Source organism: Nocardia kruczakiae NBRC 101016 (assembly GCF_001612965.1).
GTDB lineage: Bacteria > Actinomycetota > Actinomycetes > Mycobacteriales > Mycobacteriaceae > Nocardia > Nocardia kruczakiae.
Map to the genome: position 1 here is coordinate 57821 of NZ_BDBL01000010.1, position 21678 is coordinate 79498.

22 protein-coding genes are annotated in these 21678 nt (G+C 68.5%); 9 read left to right on the forward strand and 13 right to left on the reverse strand.

The window, feature by feature from the left end; genetic code table 11:
- The first annotated feature begins 75 nt into the window (after positions 1 to 75).
- The gene (locus NK1_RS09365; RefSeq protein WP_063008156.1) at positions 76 to 1440 is read left to right on the forward strand and encodes a CYTH and CHAD domain-containing protein; all 1365 of its coding nucleotides are present in this window, start codon (positions 76 to 78) and stop codon (positions 1438 to 1440) included.
- A gap of 200 nt (positions 1441 to 1640) precedes the next feature.
- Here the strand turns inward: NK1_RS09365 and pip are convergent, their stop codons facing one another.
- From pip to NK1_RS09380, 3 genes are all read right to left on the reverse strand, one after another.
- Positions 1641 to 2582 carry a prolyl aminopeptidase gene (gene pip / locus NK1_RS09370; RefSeq protein WP_063008157.1) on the reverse strand — a complete coding sequence of 314 codons (942 nt, stop codon included), beginning with the start codon at positions 2580 to 2582 and terminating at the stop codon, positions 1641 to 1643.
- Between the two features lie 42 nt (positions 2583 to 2624).
- Complete coding sequence (locus tag NK1_RS09375; RefSeq protein WP_063008158.1) at positions 2625 to 2963, reverse strand: hypothetical protein; 339 nt, start codon at positions 2961 to 2963, stop codon at positions 2625 to 2627.
- Positions 2964 to 3049: 86 nt separating this feature from the next.
- Positions 3050 to 4234, reverse strand: a complete 1185-nt coding sequence (locus NK1_RS09380) for a citrate synthase (protein WP_063008159.1) — start codon at positions 4232 to 4234, stop codon at positions 3050 to 3052.
- 54 nt (positions 4235 to 4288) lie between these two features.
- On the opposite strand from NK1_RS09380, the gene NK1_RS09385 reads away from it, so the two are divergent.
- Entirely contained in the window at positions 4289 to 5377 is a 1089-nt protein-coding gene (locus NK1_RS09385) for a DUF2332 domain-containing protein (RefSeq protein ID WP_063008160.1), read from the forward strand.
- A gap of 158 nt (positions 5378 to 5535) precedes the next feature.
- On the opposite strand, the gene NK1_RS09390 is transcribed toward NK1_RS09385, so the two are convergent.
- Both NK1_RS09390 and NK1_RS09395 read right to left on the reverse strand, forming a co-directional pair.
- A complete protein-coding gene (locus tag NK1_RS09390) occupies positions 5536 to 6963 on the reverse strand; it encodes an FAD-binding oxidoreductase (RefSeq protein WP_063008161.1) in 1428 nt (475 codons plus the stop codon).
- A gap of 299 nt (positions 6964 to 7262) precedes the next feature.
- Positions 7263 to 8561, reverse strand: a complete 1299-nt coding sequence (locus NK1_RS09395) for a glycosyltransferase (RefSeq protein WP_063008162.1) — start codon at positions 8559 to 8561, stop codon at positions 7263 to 7265.
- A 91-nt stretch (positions 8562 to 8652) separates the two neighbouring features.
- Between NK1_RS09395 and NK1_RS09400 the strand changes: the two genes are divergently transcribed.
- Together NK1_RS09400 and NK1_RS09405 are read left to right on the forward strand one after the other, a co-directional pair.
- A complete protein-coding gene (locus NK1_RS09400) occupies positions 8653 to 9291 on the forward strand; it encodes a TetR/AcrR family transcriptional regulator (protein ID WP_063008163.1) in 639 nt (212 codons plus the stop codon).
- 157 nt (positions 9292 to 9448) lie between these two features.
- A complete protein-coding gene (locus tag NK1_RS09405; protein WP_084460726.1) occupies positions 9449 to 10555 on the forward strand; it encodes a 4Fe-4S binding protein in 1107 nt (368 codons plus the stop codon).
- Positions 10556 to 10557: 2 nt separating this feature from the next.
- Here NK1_RS09405 and NK1_RS09410 read toward each other — a convergent pair whose 3' ends face one another.
- The 4 genes from NK1_RS09410 to NK1_RS09425 form a co-directional block, all read right to left on the reverse strand.
- Positions 10558 to 11184, reverse strand: coding sequence for a DedA family protein (locus NK1_RS09410; protein ID WP_063008164.1), 627 nt, complete (start codon positions 11182 to 11184; stop codon positions 10558 to 10560).
- A 53-nt stretch (positions 11185 to 11237) separates the two neighbouring features.
- Positions 11238 to 12977, reverse strand: coding sequence for a hypothetical protein (locus tag NK1_RS09415; protein WP_245660410.1), 1740 nt, complete (start codon positions 12975 to 12977; stop codon positions 11238 to 11240).
- 157 nt (positions 12978 to 13134) lie between these two features.
- On the reverse strand, positions 13135 to 13401 hold the full coding sequence (locus NK1_RS09420) for a hypothetical protein (RefSeq protein WP_063008166.1): 267 nt from the start codon (positions 13399 to 13401) through the stop codon (positions 13135 to 13137).
- The gene (locus NK1_RS09425) at positions 13398 to 13952 is read right to left on the reverse strand and encodes an RNA polymerase sigma factor (protein ID WP_063008167.1); all 555 of its coding nucleotides are present in this window, start codon (positions 13950 to 13952) and stop codon (positions 13398 to 13400) included. Before NK1_RS09425 ends, NK1_RS09420 begins: the two co-directional genes overlap by 4 nt.
- A gap of 280 nt (positions 13953 to 14232) precedes the next feature.
- Here NK1_RS09425 and NK1_RS09430 point away from each other — a divergent pair, with 280 nt between their 5' ends.
- Together NK1_RS09430 and NK1_RS09435 are read left to right on the forward strand one after the other, a co-directional pair.
- The gene (locus tag NK1_RS09430) at positions 14233 to 14901 is read left to right on the forward strand and encodes a trimeric intracellular cation channel family protein (RefSeq protein ID WP_063008230.1); all 669 of its coding nucleotides are present in this window, start codon (positions 14233 to 14235) and stop codon (positions 14899 to 14901) included.
- Positions 14901 to 16163 (forward strand): amidohydrolase, encoded by a 1263-nt coding sequence (locus tag NK1_RS09435; protein ID WP_063008168.1) that lies wholly within the window; start codon positions 14901 to 14903, stop codon positions 16161 to 16163. The genes NK1_RS09430 and NK1_RS09435 overlap by 1 nt, the downstream gene beginning before the upstream one ends.
- 1 nt (position 16164) lies before the next feature.
- Here NK1_RS09435 and NK1_RS09440 read toward each other — a convergent pair whose 3' ends face one another.
- Together NK1_RS09440 and NK1_RS09445 are read right to left on the reverse strand one after the other, a co-directional pair.
- Positions 16165 to 16545, reverse strand: a complete 381-nt coding sequence (locus NK1_RS09440) for an inorganic diphosphatase (RefSeq protein WP_063008169.1) — start codon at positions 16543 to 16545, stop codon at positions 16165 to 16167.
- Between the two features lie 41 nt (positions 16546 to 16586).
- Complete coding sequence (locus NK1_RS09445; RefSeq protein ID WP_063008170.1) at positions 16587 to 17060, reverse strand: DUF6194 family protein; 474 nt, start codon at positions 17058 to 17060, stop codon at positions 16587 to 16589.
- A 101-nt stretch (positions 17061 to 17161) separates the two neighbouring features.
- Between NK1_RS09445 and NK1_RS09450 the strand changes: the two genes are divergently transcribed.
- A complete protein-coding gene (locus tag NK1_RS09450) occupies positions 17162 to 17851 on the forward strand; it encodes a MerR family transcriptional regulator (RefSeq protein WP_281189145.1) in 690 nt (229 codons plus the stop codon).
- 229 nt (positions 17852 to 18080) lie between these two features.
- Here the strand turns inward: NK1_RS09450 and NK1_RS09455 are convergent, their stop codons facing one another.
- Both NK1_RS09455 and NK1_RS35360 read right to left on the reverse strand, forming a co-directional pair.
- Positions 18081 to 18500: a group I truncated hemoglobin gene (locus NK1_RS09455; RefSeq protein ID WP_063008172.1), complete on the reverse strand. Its 420-nt coding sequence runs from the start codon at positions 18498 to 18500 to the stop codon at positions 18081 to 18083.
- Between the two features lie 405 nt (positions 18501 to 18905).
- A complete protein-coding gene (locus NK1_RS35360) occupies positions 18906 to 19814 on the reverse strand; it encodes an NADPH-dependent F420 reductase (RefSeq protein WP_084460727.1) in 909 nt (302 codons plus the stop codon).
- Between the two features lie 90 nt (positions 19815 to 19904).
- Here NK1_RS35360 and NK1_RS09465 point away from each other — a divergent pair, with 90 nt between their 5' ends.
- Both NK1_RS09465 and gcvT read left to right on the forward strand, forming a co-directional pair.
- Complete coding sequence (locus NK1_RS09465; RefSeq protein ID WP_218023094.1) at positions 19905 to 20291, forward strand: winged helix-turn-helix transcriptional regulator; 387 nt, start codon at positions 19905 to 19907, stop codon at positions 20289 to 20291.
- 81 nt (positions 20292 to 20372) lie between these two features.
- A complete protein-coding gene (gene gcvT, locus NK1_RS09470) occupies positions 20373 to 21473 on the forward strand; it encodes a glycine cleavage system aminomethyltransferase GcvT (RefSeq protein WP_063008175.1) in 1101 nt (366 codons plus the stop codon).
- Positions 21474 to 21678 lie beyond the last annotated feature (205 nt).

The window sequence follows — 21678 nt, forward strand, 5'->3', positions numbered from 1 at the left end:
TGCCCGGGACATTCACGGGTCCGGCTCGCTGTGAGATTTGGGACTAAAACCGCCCATTCGTGGTAGCCGGATCATATGGCCACGCACGTGAACGAAAGGGAACGGAAGTACCAGTTGCCGATCACGGGTGGGGTGCCGCTGGATGACATGCCCGGTATGACCCTGGACCCGCTGAGCGAGGAGCAGGTGCTGGATGCCGTCTACCACGACACCGCGGATCTGCGGTTGGCGCACAAGGGAATTACGCTTCGGCGGCGGACCGGTGGGGAAGATGAGGGGTGGCATCTGAAGTTGCCGGTGGGGGAGGACACCCGGGAGGAGATTCAGGTTCCGCTGGGGCGTGGGGGTAAGTCGGCGCCGCAGGAGCTGACCGACATGCTCGCGGGGATCACCCGGGGCCGGCCGCTCGCGCCGGTGGCGCATATTCGGACGAAACGGCGGAAATGGCGGCTGTCCGACGATCGGGGCGACGTCGCGGCGGAGATCGTCGCCGACAGCGTGTCGGGTCAGACGCTCGGTGAGTCGTCGTCGGTGATGTCGTGGGAGGAGATCGAGGTCGAGTTGGCCGGCGGTGGTCCGGATGTGTTCGACAGCGTCGAGAAGAGACTGGGTAAGCCCACGGACGCGCCGCCGAAGGCGCTGCGCGTCCTCGGTGTCCGTACGACGCCGCGTCCACCCGAGCGGGGTCTGCAGAGTTATATGCGCAAGCAGGCGGACAAGATGATCGAGCAGGATATCCTGATCCGGCGCCGCAGCCCCGACTCGATACACCAGATGCGGGTGGCCGGTCGCCGGTTGCGCAGCATTCTGCAGGCCTTCAAGGGCTCGCGAGATCTGCGCAACGAGTTGAAGTGGCTCTCCGGTGTCCTCGGCGATATGCGTGACCTCGAGGTTCTGCACGACCATCTCGTCGCGGAGGTCAGGGCGCTGCCGGACGAACTGGTGATCGGCGAGGTACGCCGGCGGCTGACCGAGTCGTTCGTACCACGCCGGTCGGCGGCCCGCACCGACGTGCTCGAGGCGATGAACAGTGAACGGTATTTCGCACTGTTGGACTGTCTGGAAAACAGCCACCGACTCCCGCTGAACCGTAAGAAGGGCAAGGGGCTGCGCAAGACCCGCCGCCGCGTCGACCGCGCCTTCGACGACATCGGCCGGCTCGGCACCGATCGCGGCCTGCACGAGGTGCGCAAGGCTGCGAAACGCACCCGCTACGCGGCCGAGGCGACCGGCAAGAAAAAGCTGGCCCGCCGCATGAAGAAGTTGCAGAAATCCCTCGGCGTCCACCAGGACGCGGTCGTCGCCCGCGCCGAAGTGCGCACCCTCGGCGTCCAGGCGCACCTGGCCGGGGAGAACGCCTTCACCTACGGCTTGCTGTACGGCAGGGAGGTCCAGCGTGCCGAGAAGGTGCGGCAATCCCTGCGGCTCGGGGAGCGATAGATCGCCGAAATCCCTACTGCCGAGCATTGCGAACCACAGCGTGCATCTGCGTCGACGCCGAGTCCGGTTCAGGTTCGCCGCGACGCTCCCCGCCGGTGATCGCGGCGACGATATCGGTCAGTGCCGCTTCGTGATCGGTATACCGGCCGCGAACCCCAGTCGGAGCCGGAGGGGGTGGGGGCGGACCCAGTTCCCGCGGGTCATGCGAAGCGGGCAATCGCGTGGGCGATCGCGTCGCTCATGGCGGGGCTGCCGGTGTGGCCGGAGTCGTCGATGACGTGCAGGCGGGCGTCGGGCCAGACTTTCGCCAGCTCCCAGGCGGTTTCCAGGGGCGCGCTGAGATCGAGGCGACCGTGGATCAGTTCCCCGGGGATTCCGGCCAGCCGCCCGGCCTCGCGCAGCAGCACACCTTCGTCGAGCCACGCGGCGTGCGCGAAGTAGTGGGTGCAGATCCGGACGAAGGTGAGCATGGCCGCGTCCTGCTTGGCGCTGTATTGCCCTGGGCGGCCGAGGGATTCGTGGGCGATCACCGCGTCTTCCCAGCGGCACCATTCGATCGCGGCGCTGCGGCGCACCTCCGGATCGGGGTGTTCCAGCAGCTGCCGGTAACCGTCGACCAGGTCACCGTCGCCGGGCAGCCCGGCCCGGAATCGCTCCCACTCGGCGGGCAGCAGCTGTGCGACACCCCGATACAGCCAGTCGATTTCGCGGCGGCGAGTGGTGGTGATGCCGACCAGCACGATCCCGGTGACCCGCTCCGGGTACCGCTCGGCGTAGGCGAGGATGAGCGTCGAACCCCAGGACCCGCCGTACAGCAGCCAGCGGTCGATGCCGAGATGGGTGCGCAGCCGCTCCATATCCGCGATCAGGTGCTCGGTGGTGTTCACCGACATGTCGGTGGCCGGGTCGCCGGCGCTCGGAATGCTCCGGCCGCAACCGCGCTGGTCGAACTGCACGATGCGGAAGACGTTCGGGTCGAACGACTTTCGTGGCCCCGGACTGCTCCCGCTGCCCGGTCCGCCGTGCACCACCAGCACCGGCCGGCCCGCGGGGTTGCCGCTGGTGCACCAGTACACCCGATTTCCCTGGCCCACCTCGAGCAGGCCGTCGGCGTACGGGTCGATCGGGGGGAAAGGGGGCACGGTCGCCGAGGTTAGCGGAACAGGGGTGCCGGCGTCGACGACTCAGTCGGGGATCAGGGCATACACCTGCACGACGAACTCCTGCGTCGCGCCGGATGGGTCGGCGATGTAGAAACCGCGGCGCGACAACGACTTCCGTTCCAGTGGCATGCGGGTTCTGCCGCCGGAGACGATGTTGGAGAGGACGCGCTGGTCGTAGTTGGCGCGGACGTCGACCATCACGCTGAATTTGATCACTTCGGTGCCGGGGCCGGTCCGCCAGAGCAGTTCTTCCGCCTCCGCCGGCACGGACGCGAACGAGAAGTTGTCACTCGCTCGCGCCTTCTGATTGCGCCGTGGCTCTGAATCCGACCGGACTTCGGCGACCAAGACCTCTCGCATCGCTGCCCTCCCTGTATGTCTTGTGCCGCTTCGGGGATGTTCTCGAATCTTAGCGGCTAGGGCTGTCCGATCGTCGGTTCGTGATGTCATCGGTGTCGTGGGACAGCGCGAGGGCGGATGAGGGTCCCGGATTCGTACTCCTCCATCGCGTGGGCCAGCCAGCCCGCCGTTCGCGCGATGGCGAAGATGATTTCGCCCGCACCGGGAATCATGCCGAATACCGTGGCGAGAACGCCGAGTCCGAAATCGCTGTTGATCGCGGGCAACCGCCGGTGTCGCAGCTCGGCCGAAATCGCTTCGGCGACAAGCAGAGCCGGATGATCCGGGGCGAGCGTGCGAATCGCATCCATCAGGTAGGTGCCGCGTGCGTCGCCGGATCGGTAGACGGCGTGGCCGGCGCCGGGAATGCGTTCACCGCGACGCAGACGCTCGTCCAGCGCCCTGGGTACGGCGCCGGGGTCGGTGATGTCGGCGAGCATCCGCTCCACCGCCAGCGAGGCGCCGCCGTGCATCGGACCACCGAGGACCCCCAGGCCGCAGCCGACGACGGCATAAGGGTCGGCGTGCGCCGAGGCCGCGATCCGGGCCGCGAAGGTCGAGGACGCCAGCTCGTGATCGGCCAGCAGAACCATTGCCGCGCACAGTATTCGCAATTCGTCGGCTCCGGCGGGTGCGGTGGCCGACAGGCGCGACCAGAGCATCGCGGCGGCGGAGCGGCCGACCGGGAGGGACAGTTGTGGGAGCGCCTCGATCATGCCGGCGACCGCGGCGCGCGCGATGGTGACGACGGTAGCGCGGTCGCGGTGGAAACGCAGCGGGTCGCCGACGGCCAAGGTGGTCACGATGAGTTGCAGCCGGTCGATCGGCAGCAGGCCGTCGGGCAGGCCGGCCTGTGTCGCGCGGGCAGCTGCCACCGCCTTCTCGGAGGGTTCCCAGGGTCCACTGTCGGTGAGGTCGGCGTCCCACAACCATTCGGCGACGGCCTCGAAGCTGTGCGATGCGGCCAGTTCGACGGCGTCGCGACCGCGGAAATACGGCCGGTCGGTGCCGAGGGTGGTGATGCGGGAGGCGATATCGATTTCGGTCGGCGCGGGGTTGCGGCGCGGTTTGCCCCGCCGGGCCAGCTCCTCGATCTCGGCCGGATCGAACAGGCTGCGCCGCCGGACCGGGTCGTAGCGGCGTTTCAGCACGCCCCGGCTGACGTAGGCGTAGAGGGTCGCGGGCTTCACCCCGAGCCGTTCGGTGGCGTCGGCGGTGTCCATCCACTCCATGGGTTGACCATAATCAATATTGATTACGGCTGGGCAGCGGCGCACAGTTCACTCATGCATCTGGTATCGCAATTCGAGTTGCAAGCCAAGGCCTGCGACAAGCTCGGTTCACCGCTGTACGGCTCCCTGCTGCGCGATATCGCGCGCGATATCGACGATCGCGGACCCTGCGCCGCGGTTCTGGAGGGCTACGAGGACATCGACTTCGATTCCGCGGTGCCGCTGCGCCTGCTGGCCGGTGTGCACGCGCTGGTATTGTCCGGCGCCGCAAGCGATCTCGCTCCGTTCTATCCCAGCTCGGGAGCGTCGGTGCGCACTCACGATCCCGCCGGCGCGTGGGCTCCGTTCCGTCGGATCGTGGCCGATCGGACCGAGTGGATTCGCGACTGGCTGACTCGTCCGCCGCAGACCAACGAGGTCGGGCGGGCCGTGCCGCTGCTGGCCGGGCTGCTCGCGGCGGTCGATGTGACGCCGTTGCCGATCCGGCTGCTCGAGCTGGGCGCCAGCGGCGGACTCAACCTGCGCGCCGACCATTTCCGGTGGGACAGTGGCGATATCGGCTGGGGCCCGCAGGATTCACCGGTCACGATCGCGGACGCGTGGCGAGGGCCGGTCCCGCCGTGGCTGGCCGGTGCGGTGCGACGCCATCCGCGGATCACGGTCGTCGAGCGACGCGGGTGCGATCCGACGCCGTTGGATCCCTTGTCGCCGCGCGACGCGCTCGCATTGCGCGCCTATGTCTGGCCGGATCAGCAGGCGCGTGCGGCCCGGCTCGACGGAGCGTTGCGACTGGCGGAGAAGATCCCGGTCGATATCGCCGTGACCGGGGCCCGAGACTTCCTCGCCGGCATCGAGGTGGAGCCCGGCACGCTGACCGTGGTGTGGCATTCGGTGATGCGCCAATACGTCGGCAAGGACGAATGGCAGGCGGTCACCGCCGAACTGGATCGGCTGGCCGCGGCCTCGCGCGCCGAGGCCGGATTCGCCTGTGTCGCTTTCGAACCGCAGAACAACTCCGACGATCGCAACGGGTTCCGGCTCACCGTCCGGATCGGCGACAACGAGCCGGTGATCCTCGCCCGTGCGATGCCGCACGGCGTGCCCACGTTCGCCTACCCGCTCGACGATCCCCGCACGGCCTAGTGGTGGCCGGCCGCTCCGACAAGGGTGATACAGCGGACGGTGCCGGGCGCGCTGTCGCGTCGCCGCCGGCCGAACCGGCATCCGCAGCCGCCGCCCAATTCCCCGGCTGCACCCCTCCGGCAGCCGAGGAGTCGGCTATTCAATTCAACGGGAAATATTCAGTCTCCGAGACGGTTTCGCACGGAATGATTCGCGTGAATGACATCCGTGGCGTCCCAGCGGTCCTTCGCGGCTACCCATCGCGGCAGGTCGGAGCCGAACAAGCGCTCCGGCGCCGTTGCGCTCTCGGTGAAGCTGCTGATGTCACGATCCGATCGGACGGTGGCGACGGCAGCCGTCAGCGCCTGGAATCCGGTTGCGGCCGCTTCGGCCGCGGCTGGGTGGGGAGCTACGGCGACGGCGAACAACAGCGCCGCGGATCCGCGGACAGGGCTCGCTTCGCTGCGGTCGAGGGCGCCGCCGAGGTGGCGCAGTTCGACCGAGGTGAGTGTATCGGCGGGACCGTCGGTCACCGCGGTGACGATCGCGTCGACCACCTCTGCGGGCAGCGTCCGGAGCAGCGCGCTGCACCCGAGCGCCGGGACCGGAACCGGCGGATCCATATGCAGGCCGGCGAGCGTCGACGGTGCGACGACATCGAATGTGTCGACAAGAGGCGATAATTCACGCAGCGGCGCGAGCAGATCGTGTGCCGTCGCCGTGTCGGCTTGTATGACGGCCTCGATGATCGCGAAGGCCCGTCCGGCGAACATCGGTGGGGCGTCGGGCGCATCGGGGAAGCGCAGTACTCGTACCACGGAGGTCACGGTCTCGGGCATCGTCGCGGTCCATGCCGTCCAGGCGTGGAAGATGTCGCGGGTCGATTCGACCGGCCAGAACAAGGCGCCGGCGACCACGTCATCGATGGCGTGCAGCCGCAGTGTGAGCGCGGTGATCACGGCGATATCGGCGCCGGCGAGGGCCGAATCGAACAGGTCGTCGCCGGCACGGACGCGGCGGATCACGCCGTCGCCGGTCACGAGTTCGAGTTCGAGAACCGAGGCTCGGGCGGGTCCGTGGGAGCGCGCGAACCAACCGAGGCCGCCGCCCAGCATGAGGCCGACCACGCCGACGTCCGCGGAGAAACCGCCGATCGGTGCGAGGCCCGCGGATGCCGCGGCAGCCGTGAGATCGGCGCAGCGGGCGCCGGCGCCGACATGTGCGATGCGTGCGTCGGCGTCGATCTCGACGCGATCCAATGCGCCGGTGCGCAGCAGGATCGTCCGTGCGAGGTCGCCCAGCGGGGTGGCATTGTGGCCGGTGGATTGCGGTGCGACGCGCAGTCCGAGGGTGGTGGCGGCGCGCACGGTGAGTGCCACATCGTCGGTGGTAGCCGCCGTCACCACGGCGATCGGTCGTTGATCGGCCAGCAATTGCCATGCGGCGCGGGCCTGATCCCACTCGGCATCCGTGGGGCGGACGAGGGCGCCGCACAGTGCGGATGCGAGGTCGTCGAGGTTGCGAAAGACATTCGGTAACTCAGCGTTTCGATCGACCACGCCGGGTCTGACGTTCGCGCGGCGGAGGGCTTCGTGCGGGAGGGTCATGATTTCTCCTGGCAGGGTTGGCGGTTGCGGTCCGAAGCGGGTGCGACGGACCGTCCGGCCTGCGGAGGGTGCAGGGCGGATGAAGCGAAAGATGATGTGGTTGAGAAGAATTGGACTTGCGAGACGAGGTGAGAGATGCGGTGCCTCGCGATGCGCCGGACGCCTGGGTCTCGAGCAACCGGATCCAACTTCGGAGGCCGACTACACCGGCCTCTCAACGACTGGCAACCAGGTCCGCGCCGTCGTTGGAGCCCGTGAACTCGAACGCCGCCACCCCGACCTGATCGCCGGACAGAGCTCTATGCCCGCGGCCGGCCGGCGGACCGCACCGCGTCGGCGATGATGCCGTGCACGGCCTCGGGACCTGGCGACCGACGGATCGATTCGCCGATCTCCTTGGCGCGCAACCGATACCGCTCGTCGGTCAGCGCGGTGCGGACCGCGGCGGCGACCTTGTCCGGCGTGGGAGTGTCGGTGCGCAGATCGATGCCGACTCCGGACCAGGCCACCCGCGCACTGACCTCCGTCTTGTCCTCGGTGCGGCCCGCGACCACGATCGGCACGCCGTGTTCGAGCGCGTAGTGCACCCCGCCGTAGCCTCCGTTGGTGACGAAGACGTCGGTCTGCGGCAGCAACCGGTCGTAGGGAAGGAATTCGGCGACGCGCACATTGGCGGGCAGGTCGTTCGGCAGTGTGGCAACCGGTCGTCCGCCGGTGCTGACCACGACGACGACGTCGTCGTGGGCGAGTGCGCGCACCGTGGGTTCGATCAGATTCCATTCGCCGGTGGCGACCGTGCCCTGTGTCACGTGCACGACGCGGCGGCCGGCGAGATCGTCCCACCACTCGGGCACCGGGATCGCCGACGGCCGCGACCGGGCCACCGGCCCGACGAAATGGACGGTGTCGGGCAGGCCGCGGCGCGCGTATTCGAATTCGGGGACGGTGAACTGCACGATGTGGTCGGCTCCGGCCGGCCAGTCGAGGAAGAATCGCGGCAGTGCGCGACCGGTCTCGGCGCGCGCGATCTCGTTCGCGAAGCGCTGGACGGGAGCGAATACGCCCTTCTCCGCGCCGAGGGTGAGGACCGCGTTGCGCAGGCGCCCCAGCGGTCCGCGCATCGGTGCGATCCCGAGACCGAACGGCGCGACGTCCGGATGCTTCAGCGCGAGCGGCAGGATGCCCAGATTCACCAGCAGTGGCCGCTGCGCGCGCGGAATACCGCTGAACACCGCGGCGGCGGCGAACATCGACTCGGCGAGAACGGCATCCGTGGGCTCGGCGGCGATGGCCTCGCGGACAGCTCGCAGCTGGGCGGGCACCGGGCGGAGGAAGATCTCGATCATGTCGTAGCGAATCCCGGCGGGGCCCGACAGTCCGCGACGGCCCGGAAAGGCCGCGTCGATATCGCGATCGTCGTAGTCGGCCTCGGGCGGAAGGGGCAGGAATTCGGCGCCGGCGGCGAGGACGTCGTCGCGGAAGCGGGTGCCGGTGAGGAACCGTACGCGGTCACCCGCGGCGATGAGTGCCTCCGCGACGGACAGCAGAGGCGTGACATGGCTGCGCACGGGTGTGGCGGTCAGGAGAACGGAGGTCATGGGCAGGTCTTCCCGAATGTGAAGCGAAGTAAGATTGGTGACACCGATAAAGTATTCACTACCTCGCCGGGGTAGTCAATTAGGAATTGAGATGAGCGACAAGACCGCAACCCGGACCTATCGATCCGCCCTGCGCAGCGAACAGGCCGCGGCCACCCGCCGCCGAGTGCTCGAGGCCGCGGCCGCCTGCTTCGTGGAGCGCGGCTACAGCGGCACGTCGCTGTCCGATATCGGGTCGCGCGCCGGAGTGTCGACCGAGACCGTGAAGGCCAACGGCCCCAAACGCAATCTCCTGCTGGGCGCCTTCGAGCAGGCATTCGCGGGCGAGGAGGGGGAGGCGCCGGTATCGGACAGCGATGCCGCGGCCGAGGTCAACGCCATCGCCGACCAGGAGGGTTTCCTGCGGGCGGCCGCCGGCTTCGTCGCCGCGGCCAACGCCCGCACCAGCGTGCTGTGGACGGAGTTCCTCAGCGCCGCGAACGCCGACACCGCCGTCGCCGAGGCGCTGGCCGGACTGCTGACGCGCCGCAAACAGGACTACCGCAACGTGATCGGCATGTTGCTCGAACGCGGAATAGCCCGAGACGGCACCGATCCCGAGACCGCGGCCGACGAGCTGTCCTTCCTCTGGTCGCCCGAAAGTCACCAGCAGCTCGTCCTGCAGGGCGGATGGAGTATGGAACGCTACGAACAGTGGCTCGTCGCCGCGGTCCGGCGCCAATTCGGCTGAGATTCGAAAGCCATTGCTGGGCAGCGGTCTTCGCGGTCTCGATTCCGGTTGCGTTTCGGTAACGTCTGCCGCCGATGCGGATATCGGCGATGAATTCCGGCGACCGGATTCGTCTATCTCTTCGAGGCCATACGCCTCGTGGAGATAGGAGGGCGCGATGTCGTCAACTGACCGGGAGCCGACCGAGGCAGGGCGCTACGCGGAGCATCCGACCGTGAAAAACCTTGCCGCCCAAGGCCGAAGGGCACCCGATCCGGTGCTGACCGCCGCGCGGCTGCGCGAGATCTGCCTCGCCGCCGGTGCCGACGACGTGGGCTTCGTCTCCGTCGAGGATCCGAAGGTCGCGCAGGAGCGCGAGCACGCGCGCGGCATCCTGCCCTCGGCCCGCACTTTCGTGGCCTTCTGTATCCGGATGAACCGCGACAATCTGCGCAGTCCGATGCGCAGCCTCGCCAATGCCGAGTTCAACCATGCCGACGACGAGACGAACGTGGTGTCGCGGCGCATCACCCGGGCCCTCGAGGAGGCAGGCTATCGCGCGGTCTACCCGGCGCCCGGCTATCCGATGGAGGTCGAACAGTTCCCGGGACGGATATGGGTGCTCGCGCACAAGGTGGTGGCCGAGGCTGCGGGCCTGGGCGTCATGGGCATTCACCGCAACGTGATTCACCCGAAGTTCGGCAACTTCATTCTGCTCGGCACGGTGGTGACCGACGCGGTCGTCGACGAGCCGAGCACGGCACTGGACTTCAGCCCGTGCCTGGAATGCAAGTTGTGCGTCTCCGCGTGCCCGGTCGGCGCGATCACCAACGACGGCGGTTTCGATTTCCAAGCCTGCTACACCCACAACTATCGCGAGTTCATGGGCGGGTTCACCGACTGGGCCGAAAACGTCGCCGACAGCGCCGACCGCGACGACTACCGCGAGCGCGTGACCAGGGGTGAGTCGTTCTCGATGTGGCAGAGCCTGTCGTTCAAACCCAACTACAAGGCCGGCTACTGCATGGCCGTATGCCCGGCCGGTGAAGATGTGATCGGCGCCTTCATCGACGACCGGAAAACGCATCTCGACGAGGTGGTGCGTCCGTTGCAGAACAAATCCGAAACCGTCTATGTGCTACCGGGATCCGCGGCCGAGGAACATGTGACACGCCGGTTCCCCAACAAGACGCCGAAGCCGGTCGGCAACGGTTTCGGCGACGAGGTCAACGATCTGCTCGATCAGATCGGGCCGCGCCCGCGACGGGGGAATACGCCGGAGTGACCTCATGCGCGTTTACGCAGCTGCCCCAGCAGCGGCAGCATCGACACCACGACGATGACCGCGACCGCCGGCAGCAGATATTTGTCGACATTCGGCACCGACGCCCCCAGCCAATAACCCAGCAGGACCAGACTCTGCGACCACACGATCGCGCCGACGATCTGCCACAGCGTGAACGTGCGGGTGGGCACGTCGAGCACACCGGCGACCGGGCTGATGACCGTCCGGACCATCGGCACGAATCGGCCGATCACGATCGCCCGGCGCGCACCGTACCGGTCGAGCCAGTGTTCGCCGCGGGCCACGACGGTGTGCAGGCGGGAGTTCGACGTGCGCTGGAGAACGGCGCGGCCGCCGTGCTTGCCGACTGTGTACCCGACCTGGGCGCCGGCGATCGAACCTAGTGCGGCGCAGAGCAATACCTGCCACAGGATGAGATGGGGTCCGGAATGGGACCCGCCGGCGCACAGGATGCCGGCGGGGAAGATCAGGGTGTCGCCCGGAAGGAAGAAGCCCACGACCAGCAACCCGGATTCGGCGAAGGTCCCGACCAGGACGGCCAGTGCGCCGAAGTTGGCCAGCAGGGAGGATCCACTCGTCGGGTTGAGTGCGGTCCACGTGCCGGTCACAGGACAACCGTAACGGTTTGCCGGATTCGGGGCCGGAAACGGCGTCCCTCCCGCTAGGAAGCGTTCCCCTCCCGGCTGCGCTCCACCGTCTGACCCGGTCGCAGCACCGTCCCGCAGTCACCGGTCTTCTGGTAGTCGGACAACAGATGCGGCAGGACCTCGCTCGAGTACCGGCGCAGTTGCGCGAGTTGTCTGTCGCCGCGCACCACATCCTTGCGGACCCAGTCCTCGTCCGGGCTGGCGATGTTCTGCGACTGCTGGATCCGGTAGTAGTCGCGGTCCATGCGCGGATCGACGGTGAGTCCGTTCCGCATCCAGACGCCGTGGGTGTGGACGAACGTGGGCTTCAGGTCCTCGAAGACGTAGTCGGACAGGCCGATGTCGGCCTTGCCCGCGTAGATGTCCGCGATCCGCGCGTCGGCGAGCCCGGCCATATCGATCAGCCGGAGCCGGGAGGTCAGTGCGCTTCCGCCCATGTCGGGCGCCAGCAGTGTGCCCTGCTGCAGGTCGAGAATGTCGGCGTAGCCGTTGAAGTAGCGCCCGAAGCGAAACGCTATCCAGCACAACGGGATATCCGAGTCGGCCCGATAGGATTGCGCGGCATCCGCCAGGGCCACCCCGGAGGGGATCATGGCGGCGACCAGCGTCAGCGCGACCAGCGCCCTTCCCCGGGCGCGCAGCCGGGCCAGCACCTCCGTCGCCGAGAGCACGACGACCAGCGCGGCGAGCGCCCACACCGGAGTGGCGAACCGGAACTGCCCCATCCAATCCGGTTGCAGCACACAGTAGCCCGTTATCGCCAGCGTCAGCGGAACCAGCAGGGCGACCAGGCCGTGACGAATTCTGCCCGGGCCTGCCAGGGCGAATCCGACCACGCCGACGGCCGCGACCACGGCGGGCGCGCCCGCATACTGCACCAGATCGCCGGCCCTGGTCAGGTCGTGCACGGTCGGCATCGCCTGATTCTTGGCGACCGCCGTATTCGCGACGAGACGGCCGAACTCGGTGATCCGCCACACCAGATACGCCCCGAACGGAATCGCGAACGCCACAACGGAATACACCACGTGACGCACGGCGACGGGCCAGGTGGCACGACGAACGAGGATCACCGAAACCAGCGGGTACGCGGCGAGGTAGATCAGGCCGTCGGGTCGGGTCAACGCCGCGAATGCCGCTATCGCACCGGCGGTTACGGCCACGGTGGGTGTCCACAATCGCTCGTCCAGCACCCCGAGGAACAGGCGGACGCCGAGAGCACAGGCCGCCAAGGCGAACAGCGAGTTCTCCAGGCCGGAGAAACACCAGATCACGAACGATGGAATCGCGGCGAGCACCGCACCGGTGACGAAGGTCACCACCGCGGGCCATCGCGACACCCGTCGCGCGGCGACGTAGCAGCAGAGCAGGATCCCGGCGCAGCACAGTGCCGCGATCGCCTTGGGGTAGAAGACGAAATCGGGAATGCCGAACAGGGAGCCGGAGTCGAACAGGCCGCACCATTTGCCGAGCACCAGCACCGCGAGCCAGGTGGGATCGGAGAATCCTTCCACCGGTTGCGCCCCGGGTTGCAGGACCGGCCCCGCACCGTCGGCGACGCTGCGTGCGTAGGCGAACGTGATTCCGGCGTCGTCGACCAGCCAGATGCCGTACTGCGCCGCCTGCCACACCAGTAACAGCACGCCGCTCGTCACCGCGGCCGCCGCGCCCCACCATGATCGCCCGCGTCGCTGCCGCGGGTTCTCCCGCTGCGGGCCGGTGGTTTCCGGCCGCGCTGCTACTACCTCAACCATTCACCGAAACCCATACTCGAAAGATTCGCCAAGGGGCACAACAACTTTTGCGGCCCCTCGGCGAGTACTGCCACAGCTGTCGGTCGATCTTGAATCCGCGTGCCGACGGCTGTCAATCCGGCGAGACCGGCCAGAGATGGGGAAGGGTGTGTAGCGGTTACACGCGCACCCGGCACTGTCCTTGCGTGCACTGTCGTTCGATTCTGCCGCGCGACACCGTCTGCGCCAGGCCGATCAGCCAGCAGGTGGGGCAGCCGCGCAGCGCGACCACACCGGCCGGCAGCAGGAGCAGGACGGCCGGCCCCGCGGCGGGGAGCAGCGCGATCGATCCAGCGATCAGGCCGAACCCGAGCAACCCGCGTGCCAGGTGAACGGGGACCGAGCGGCTGGCGAACGTCTTCTGTTGTCCGGCACCGTTCGTCATGGCCGCACCCCCCGATCCGGCATCCCGAGTTCGACGCGAACTGCCGCGCGCGCTCGGTGCAGCCTGGATTTCATCGCCGCCGTGCTCAATCCGAGCGTGCGGGCGACCATGCTGCCAGGCAGGCCCTGCACATCACGCATGATGAGGACCCGACGCTGATCGGCGGGCAGGGCGGCGATCGCGCCGGCGACCCGCTCGATGTCCAGCCGGGCCAGCACATCGTCCTCCGCCGACGCCGCCGCGATCTCCGCGTCCGGTTCCCGGTGCGCGACGGTGCGTATCCGCCGCAAGCACTCGTTGCGCACGATGCGGAACATCCACGAGGCCAGCGCGCCCGCCGCCCGCAGCGTGCCGATCTTGCGGAACAGGACCAGCATCGCCTCCTGCGCGGCGTCCTCGGCGTCCTGACTGGTCGCGCACAAGGAATGAGCGAAGCGCTGAACGTGGGGATAGGAACCGGAAACCAACGCGGCGATGGCGGACTCGTCGCCGTCGCGGGCCGCCGCGACCAGATGTTCCTCGGGCCACGCCGATCGCGTGCACTCAGCCACGGTTACGCCTCCGTCGCAGGACCAGCATGCAGCTGCACAGTAGTACGGCCGCGACCACCGCGGCGATGACGGCGACAACCATGTCGACTCCTTCGATTCCGCGGGCCCCTTGCCCGCACGGATATGAGAGCGGTCGCGGACGGGAAAGGATTCACGTTGTTTTCGCGTCAGGGTGCCGAGGCCGGTCGGGCGATGACCCGCCGGTTCCCGGGCGATTCGCTGACCGGCGGGTACCGTGCCGATAGCGGATGCGGCGGATATCGCGGAAGGAACGGGGTCGATGGCGGCAGTGTCGGATACCGTCCCCGAATTGCTGCGCGCGCTGGATCTGACCGGTGTGTTCGCCAACGCGATGCTCGGCGGGGCGGTGGCGCGCACGTTCCGGTTCGACCCGATCGGATTCGCCGTCCTGGCCACCGCGTCGGGGCTGGGCGGCGGCATCATCCGCGACACGCTGCTGCAGCGGGGGACGCCGGTGGCGCTGGTCGACTACACCTACCTGCTGACCGCTTTGTTCGGCGCGCTGATCGCCTTCGCGTTCCGCTTCGAGGGCCGGTTGTGGGATCGGCTGTTTCCCTGGGTGGACGCGCTGGCGCTGGGCTGCTGGGCGGCGGTCGGTGCGCAGAAGACACTCGAAGTCGGGCTCGGGTGGTTGCCGGCGGTCTTGCTGGGGACGACGACGGCGGTCGGTGGCGGAGTGGTTCGCGATATCGCCGTGGGGCGGGTGCCGACGATTTTCGGGGGTAACACGCTGTATGCCACGTGTGCGCTGCTGGCTAGTGCGACACTGGTGATCATCTGGTATTCCGGGCATGTGACGGCGGGGTCGATCGCGGCGACCGTGGTCGGAGCGGGGTTGTGCCTGCTGGCGCGGTGGCGGGGATGGATGTTGCCCGAGCAGATGAGTTGGCCGGAGCGGTTGCGTTACGGACGGCGAAAGGAGAGGTAATGGCCTCGACTGCGCAGGAAGCGGCGGTACTGGCCGGGCTGGACGGAATCGGTGGGTGGCAGGACGAGTTCTACCGCGACCTGCACGCCAATCCGGAACTGTCGCATCAGGAGCACCGCACCGCCGGACTGATAGCCGAAAAGTTACGGTCGTGGGGGTACGAGGTGCACGAGGGTGTCGGCGGGACCGGGGTGGTCGGGATCCTGCGGAACGGGGACGGCTCCGGAGTTCTGCTTCGCGCCGATATCGACGCCCTGCCGGTGCGGGAGGCGACCGGATTGCCCTATGCCAGTTCGGTTTCCGCCACCGACGCCGGCGGTCACGAGGTGCCGGTGATGCATGCCTGCGGCCACGACGTGCACGTGACCTGCCTGCTCGGCGCGGCGCAACTGTTCGCCGAACACACCGATCACTGGCAGGGCACGCTCGTCGCACTGTTCCAGCCCGCCGAGGAGGTCGGCGACGGGGCGCGCGGGATGGTCGAGGACGGTCTGGCCGAGCTGGCGCCGAAGGTCGATGTCGCGCTGGGCCAGCATGTCCTGCCCGCACCTGCCGGCATCGTCGGAACCGGCAGCGGGCCGATGCTGGCGGCCGCCGACAGTATGCGGATCACCGTCTACGGGCGCGGCGGGCACGGGTCGATGCCGCAGGCGACCGTCGATCCGGTGGTGCTGGCGTCGATGATCGTGCTGCGGCTGCAGATGGTGGTCTCGCGCGAGGTGGCGCCGACCGAGACCGCGGTGCTGACCGTCGGCAGCATCACCGCCGGAACCAAGAGCAATGTCATCTCCGATCATGCTGTGCTGCAACTGAATGTGCGCACCTACAGCGAATCGACCCGCACCACGATCCTCGACGCGATCCGCCGGATCGTCACCGCCGAATGCCAGGCCTCGAACTCCCCGAAGGACCCGGAATTCGAACTGTTCGACCGATTCCCGGTGACCGACAACGACGCCGATACCACCCGCCGAGTCGCGGCCGCGTTCACCACCCACTTCGGCGACCGCGCCGTGGAACTGCCACGGCAAAGTGCCAGTGAGGATTTCAGCGATATCCCGAACGCCCTCGGCGTGCCGTACACCTATTGGGGAGTGGGCGGCATCGACCCGGAGACGTTCCAGGCAGCGGCGAAGGCGGGACGGATAGCCCAGGACATCCCGTTCAACCACTCGCCGTCCTTCGCCCCCGTCATCGAGCCCACGTTGCGGACCGGGACCGAAGCACTGGTCGTGGCCGCGCTGGCGTGGTTGGGGAAGTAGGTCACGGCCGGACGATGACGTAGCAGCCGACCTCCTCCTGGAACTCGACGGCGGCAGCGATCGCGTCGTCGTCGAGAACCTCGCTGTCGCTGGGGATTACGACCAGCTTGTCGTCGTCGTCGAAGAGCCGGTGGACGATCGCGATGCAGGTTCCCGTCGCAGTGGAGAGTGGGACCGTCGGCCCCAGGAAGTAGGCGTCGAGTTCCTTACCGTCGGGCGCGAGCGTGCCCGGGACGAACCCGTAGTTCGTCGTATACCGGAACCCGCAGGTCGGGTGGGTGCTTCCGTACGGGCGGTCGAAGGTGAGGGCGACCGCCTTACCGAGGAACGGGCGAGCCAACGCGAGTGATCGGGATTCGGCGAGCTTTTTCGGGCCGGTCATCGGCCGAGGTTATCGAATCCGGCGCCGCGCCGATGGCGACATCAGTTGTCTGCGTGTGATTCTCGGCGTTCGTATCGGGTGCGGGCGATGTGGTGGGCGCGCTGGAGGAGGTCGGTGACCGTGGTGGCGGTCTGCAAGCCCGGGTTCACTACGGCGAGCCAGCCCTGGGCGCCGTAGACGGGGTGAGGGAACAGGGTGTCGGAGATGCTCGGGTCGGCCGGGTACGCGGCGTGGTCGCGCGGGGTGTGGCCGGTGAGCTCGGTGAATGCCTCTGTGCCCGCGAAGATGTTGAGGCGGAAGGTGTTCGGGCGGTCCAGGCAAGATGATTCGTCGTCCGGGTAGTTCTTGGTGACGATGGTGGCGAAGGGCTGGGTGCGGGGTACTACGCCGTCGGGGGCGTAGTAGAAGAAGGTGTCGCCCCAGCTGATGTCGGGGGTGCCGTCGCCCGGCCGGGGGGTCAGCGTCAGCACGCCGCCGAGCTTTTCGACGAATTCGATGATCTCGTTGATCTCCATGGCTCTAGCGTTTCATTCATGTGCTTGTGGAGACTTCATCTACGAGAAGGGCAGCTCGGCTAGTGGCAAGTCGCAAAACCGCTGTTCTACGGACCGTGGATGTGGCGCGGCGAGCCGGCTGTTCCGTTCAGCAGGTGCGCAACCTCGAACGGGACGGTGTATTGCCCGCGGCCGAGCGTGGTCCGTCCGGGTATCGCACATACCGTGAGGTGCATGTGCTGTCGGCTCGCGCGTATCGGCTGGTGGCGGCGGCCGTCGGGCCGGCCGAGGCGAGAGTTGTTCTGCGCGAGGCACATTCCGGGCAGCGGTTGCCCGTACTGATGGATGCCGCGCACGCCCGCCTCGATGCGCAACGCCGGGAACTGCGGCTGGCGCAGCGAGCGGCCGAAGCGATCGCGGAGGAACCGATCGGGGATGCGGAGCCCGCCGACTCGATGACGGTGTCGGAACTGGCGGGCGCGCTCGGTGTGCGGCCGTCGACACTGCGGCACTGGGATGCGGAAGGGGTGGTCGTGCCCGGCCGGGCCGGTGCGCGCGGTGCGCGGCTGTACGCGCCGGAGGATGTGCGCGATGCGCGGATCGCGCATCAGCTCCGGCTCGCCGGATATCGCATTCCGGCACTGCGCGAGCTGCTGTCCGCCCTGCGAACCTTTCGAGGTGGTGACGTGTCGGGCGCACTCGCCGCGCGGGAGGCCGAGATCGACGCACGCTCCTGGGCGTTGTTCGAGGCGGCCGCGCTGCTGTTCCGGATCGTCTCCCCGTCCGGCGACGACTCCGTCGAGATCGGATGAATGGTCGCCGGCGTGTGTTTCCCCGGTCGGCTACGGATCGATTGCCGGAGACCGGCCCGGTCCATGTGTCGCTCGGCCGCCGCCGATCCTGTGCGCGGGCAGGCGCGGCGGCGGCCGATCCGGCGAGTTCACCCGCGCGGCAAGGTCTCGTCCATAGTCGCGGCCCCGGGGAAGCGGGTTGCCTGTGCAGGGAGGTGGGGCTCTCTCGCCGGCAACCCCCGAGTGCTGCTCACGACACGGGTGCGTCCGAGGCGATCTCCGGTGCCAAAGGCGCGATGGCGCCGATGATTTCGCCGAGGGTCGGCTCCTGAACCCCGGCGGCCACCAGGGCGTCGGTGAGGTGGGCCGCCACGAGGGTGAAGTGGTGCATGGTGATGCCCCGGCCCTGGTGCACCTGCTTCATCGGGGCGCCGGTATACGGCTCGGGACCCCCGAGGGCGGCGGCGAAGAATTCCACCTGGCGCCCCTTCAACCGCGACATATTCGTGCCGGTGAAGAAGCCGGCGAGTTCCTCGTCGGCGAGGACTCGGACGTAGAAGTCCTCGACGACGGTTTCCAATGCCTCGTGCCCGCCGATCTGCTCGTAGATCGACGGAGCGGGCGCGGGCGGGGCTGCGGACGATTTCGAGAAAAGTGACGAGATTCGCATGAAAACAGGAAATCAGCGGCGTGTTTCACCTCCGTTAGTTGTGTGTCGCCGACGGATTGCCCTGTGTAGAAAGGCGGTTGCTCCGATCTCACCAACGCCGCGGGTTGGCTGCGAGGTTTCTCTCGCTGCGATGACGAGCGAGCGGGCCGGATGTGCGCCCGGCCGGCTGCCTCGGCCTTCGTGCGCGCCGCGCGGTCGGCCGCCTAATCGTCGCGCGCGCTGCGCAGTCCGCCGCCTGGAACTTCGTGCGCGCCGTATGACCGGCCGCCCCGCATAGGACTTCTGCAGCGCCAGGCTGCGCCCGGACGTCGGGGTGGTGGGTGATGGTGACGCGCGGGGCTCATCCCGGTGCGCGAATCCGGCGCCGTGACGCCGGTACCCGCGCAAGCTCCGCGGCGCACGCGACTACGAGGTCGGCATGGCCGGCACCGCCCGGCTGGGATCCACGCCGGCGAAGGCGAGCGAGATGACGAAACCGGCGGCCTCCTCCAGTTGACGTGCGCGATCCAGACCACCCAGCACCACCGGTTCGGCGCCGACGTCGCGGACCAGCTGTTCGGTGGTGCGCAGCGCGGCCGCGTCGTCGCCGCAGATCGTGACCGACGGCGGCAGGTCGGTCGTTCCGGTATCGGCGGATGGGGCTGCGGCCCATTGTTCGCTCGGGAACAGATGGAACGCCTTGACCACCCGCGCGCCCGGCGCGAGGTCCGCCACGCGCTGCGCGTGCGAGGTCCCCGGCGGCACGCGCAGCACGCCCACTCCGTGGTCGATCGCATTGGTCGCGTCGATGAGGGTGAGTCCGGACAGCGCACCGCCGGGAGCGCCGACCGCGCGCAAAACCTCCTCCACGCCGGTATAGGCCACCGCCAGCAGCACCGCTTCGGCGCCCGCCCACGCTGCTGTGCCGAGGTTTGCCTCCGATCCGGCGCCTGCTGCCGAGTGCGAGCCGGCGTCGGTCACCGGCCGTGAATCCGAGGCGGCTGCCGAGTGCGAGTCTGCGCCGACTGCCGACCGCGAATCGGTTGCAGCTGCTGACCATCCCGCTGCGCCCGCCGTGCCCGCCGTGCCTGCGTCGCCCGCGGCTGGCGCTGTATCCGCCGCTTCGGCGTGCGTTCCGAAGTTTCCGTCCGCTGGAACCGTCGCAATCTCCGCCAACGGCATCGCCCGCGCGCCCGCACCCAGCCGCTGCGCGAGCTGCCGGGCTTTCTCCACCGAGCGACCGACCACCGTGATCTCGTGACCGGTGTGCGCCCATCGGCGGCCCAACGCCTCGGCCAAGGTGCCGGTGCCGAGAATCGTGATTCGCATACGCATCGTGTGCTCCTTCGACTTGTCGATCCGGCGCTACGGTAGGGGAGCCGATACGCACCGATCGGTGCGCGACGGATGGGTGATCATCACGGGATGAGCGGTTACGACGAGCATGCGGGCGAACTGGTCGCCGACTGCCGATTGCGCGCGGCCACAGACCTTTTCGCGCATACCTGGGATCCGGTGGTGCTGGTCGGGCTGCTCGGCGGGGCGCGCCGGCGCAGCGAATTGCGCGCCGAGATCGGCGGAATCAGCGACAAGGCGCTCACCGAGGCGTTGCGCCGGCTGCTCGGCCGCGGCCTGATCGAGCGTCAGCGCTACGCACAGGCTCCGCCCCGGGTCGAATACGCGCTGACACCGCTCGGGCGCAGCCTCGTCGAGGGGCCGATGCGCGCGCTCGGCGAATGGATCGAGATCCACGGCGACGCATTACTGGATGCGGGCGAGCCTGACGGGGAGCGTCGGGACGAACCGGCGTAAGCGGGCCGTCGCCTCCGGTGCGCACCGACACGGCGGACCGGCCGTGAACCATCGGCCCGCGGCGCTCGATAAGCTCGCCGGGTGACCGACGAGACGCTGCAGCAGGGCCCCATCCACGCCGTCCACGTGGAGCTGGGCGCGACCTTCGCCCCGTTCGGGGGGTGGGAGATGCCGGTGCAGTACGCGGGCACCGTCGCCGAGCACACCGCCGTGCGGACCACCGTCGGTGTTTTCGATGTGAGCCACCTCGGTAAGGCGACCGTGCGCGGCGCGGGAGCGGCGGCGTTCGTGAACGCGGCGCTGACCAACGATCTCGGCCGCGTCGGTCCCGGGAAGGCGCAGTACACGCTGTGCTGCACCGAGCAGGGCGGGGTGATCGACGATCTGATCGCCTACTACGTCTCCGACGACGAGATCTTCCTGGTGCCGAATGCGGCCAACACGGCCGCGGTGGTGGCGCAGCTGCGTAAGGCGGCGCCGGAGGGCATCACGATCACCGATGAGCACCGCGAGTACGCGGTCTTCGCGGTGCAGGGCCCGAAGTCGGCGGAAGTGCTTGCCGCGCTGGGGCTTCCGACCGATATGGAGTACATGGCGTTCGCCGATGCCGAGTGGGACGGCCGGTCGGTGCGCGTCTGCCGGACCGGATACACCGGTGAACTCGGCTATGAACTGCTGCCGCGCTGGGCCGATGCCGAGGCGGTTTTCCGCGCGCTGACCGCGCAGGTCGAGGCGGCGGGCGGGCAGCCTGCCGGACTGGGTGCGCGCGACACCCTGCGCACCGAGATGGGCTATCCGCTGCACGGCCACGAGCTGTCGCCGGAGATTTCGCCGGTGCAGGCCCGCGCCGGCTGGGCGGTCGGCTGGAAGAAGCCGGAGTTCTGGGGCAAAGCGGCACTGACGCAGGAGAAGTCGGCGGGCCCACGGCGAATCCTGTTGGGGCTCAAAGCTCTCGATCGCGGCGTGCTGCGGCAGGGGCAGACGGTGCTGCGCGGAGAGGAGACGGTCGGCGAGACCACCTCGGGCACCTTCTCGCCGAGTCTCAAGGTGGGCATCGCGCTGGCCTTGCTGAATACCGACGCCGGACTGGAACCGGGCGACGAGGTCACCGTCGATGTGCGCGGGCGTCGCCTGCGCGCCGAGGTGGTCCGCCCGCCGTTCGTCACACCGCACACCTCCTGAACGGGGGTCGCGGACCCCGCGCACGTGACGGAAATCATGAGATTTCCGGAGTGAAGTGTCCGGTAACCGGTATGTGCGCTGCACGACGGCGGCACGCGGGCTTGCCGGGGTGGAGCGAACGGCTCGTATCGGACGCCGTCAATCGGGCATTACGCCGCGATTGTCCGGTTCCCTGGCCGCTGCCCGGTGGGTCCCGACGCAGGTC

Bases quoted from the DNA above. Each gene is read 5' to 3' on its own strand.
- NK1_RS09365 (WP_063008156.1), top strand. From the start codon at position 76: ATGGCCACGCACGTGAACGAAAGGGAACGGAAGTACCAGTTGCCGATC.
- NK1_RS09375 (WP_063008158.1), bottom strand. From the start codon at position 2,963: ATGCGAGAGGTCTTGGTCGCCGAAGTCCGGTCGGATTCAGAGCCACGG.
- NK1_RS09380 (WP_063008159.1), bottom strand. From the start codon at position 4,234: ATGGAGTGGATGGACACCGCCGACGCCACCGAACGGCTCGGGGTGAAG.
- NK1_RS09385 (WP_063008160.1), top strand. From the start codon at position 4,289: ATGCATCTGGTATCGCAATTCGAGTTGCAAGCCAAGGCCTGCGACAAG.
- NK1_RS09390 (WP_063008161.1), bottom strand. From the start codon at position 6,963: ATGACCCTCCCGCACGAAGCCCTCCGCCGCGCGAACGTCAGACCCGGC.
- NK1_RS09395 (WP_063008162.1), bottom strand. From the start codon at position 8,561: ATGACCTCCGTTCTCCTGACCGCCACACCCGTGCGCAGCCATGTCACG.
- NK1_RS09400 (WP_063008163.1), top strand. From the start codon at position 8,653: ATGAGCGACAAGACCGCAACCCGGACCTATCGATCCGCCCTGCGCAGC.
- NK1_RS09405 (WP_084460726.1), top strand. From the start codon at position 9,449: ATGTCGTCAACTGACCGGGAGCCGACCGAGGCAGGGCGCTACGCGGAG.
- NK1_RS09415 (WP_245660410.1), bottom strand. From the start codon at position 12,977: ATGGTTGAGGTAGTAGCAGCGCGGCCGGAAACCACCGGCCCGCAGCGG.
- NK1_RS09420 (WP_063008166.1), bottom strand. From the start codon at position 13,401: ATGACGAACGGTGCCGGACAACAGAAGACGTTCGCCAGCCGCTCGGTC.
- NK1_RS09430 (WP_063008230.1), top strand. From the start codon at position 14,233: ATGGCGGCAGTGTCGGATACCGTCCCCGAATTGCTGCGCGCGCTGGAT.
- NK1_RS09435 (WP_063008168.1), top strand. From the start codon at position 14,901: ATGGCCTCGACTGCGCAGGAAGCGGCGGTACTGGCCGGGCTGGACGGA.
- NK1_RS09440 (WP_063008169.1), bottom strand. From the start codon at position 16,545: ATGACCGGCCCGAAAAAGCTCGCCGAATCCCGATCACTCGCGTTGGCT.
- NK1_RS09445 (WP_063008170.1), bottom strand. From the start codon at position 17,060: ATGGAGATCAACGAGATCATCGAATTCGTCGAAAAGCTCGGCGGCGTG.
- NK1_RS09455 (WP_063008172.1), bottom strand. From the start codon at position 18,500: ATGCGAATCTCGTCACTTTTCTCGAAATCGTCCGCAGCCCCGCCCGCG.
- NK1_RS35360 (WP_084460727.1), bottom strand. From the start codon at position 19,814: ATGCGTATGCGAATCACGATTCTCGGCACCGGCACCTTGGCCGAGGCG.
- NK1_RS09465 (WP_218023094.1), top strand. From the start codon at position 19,905: ATGAGCGGTTACGACGAGCATGCGGGCGAACTGGTCGCCGACTGCCGA.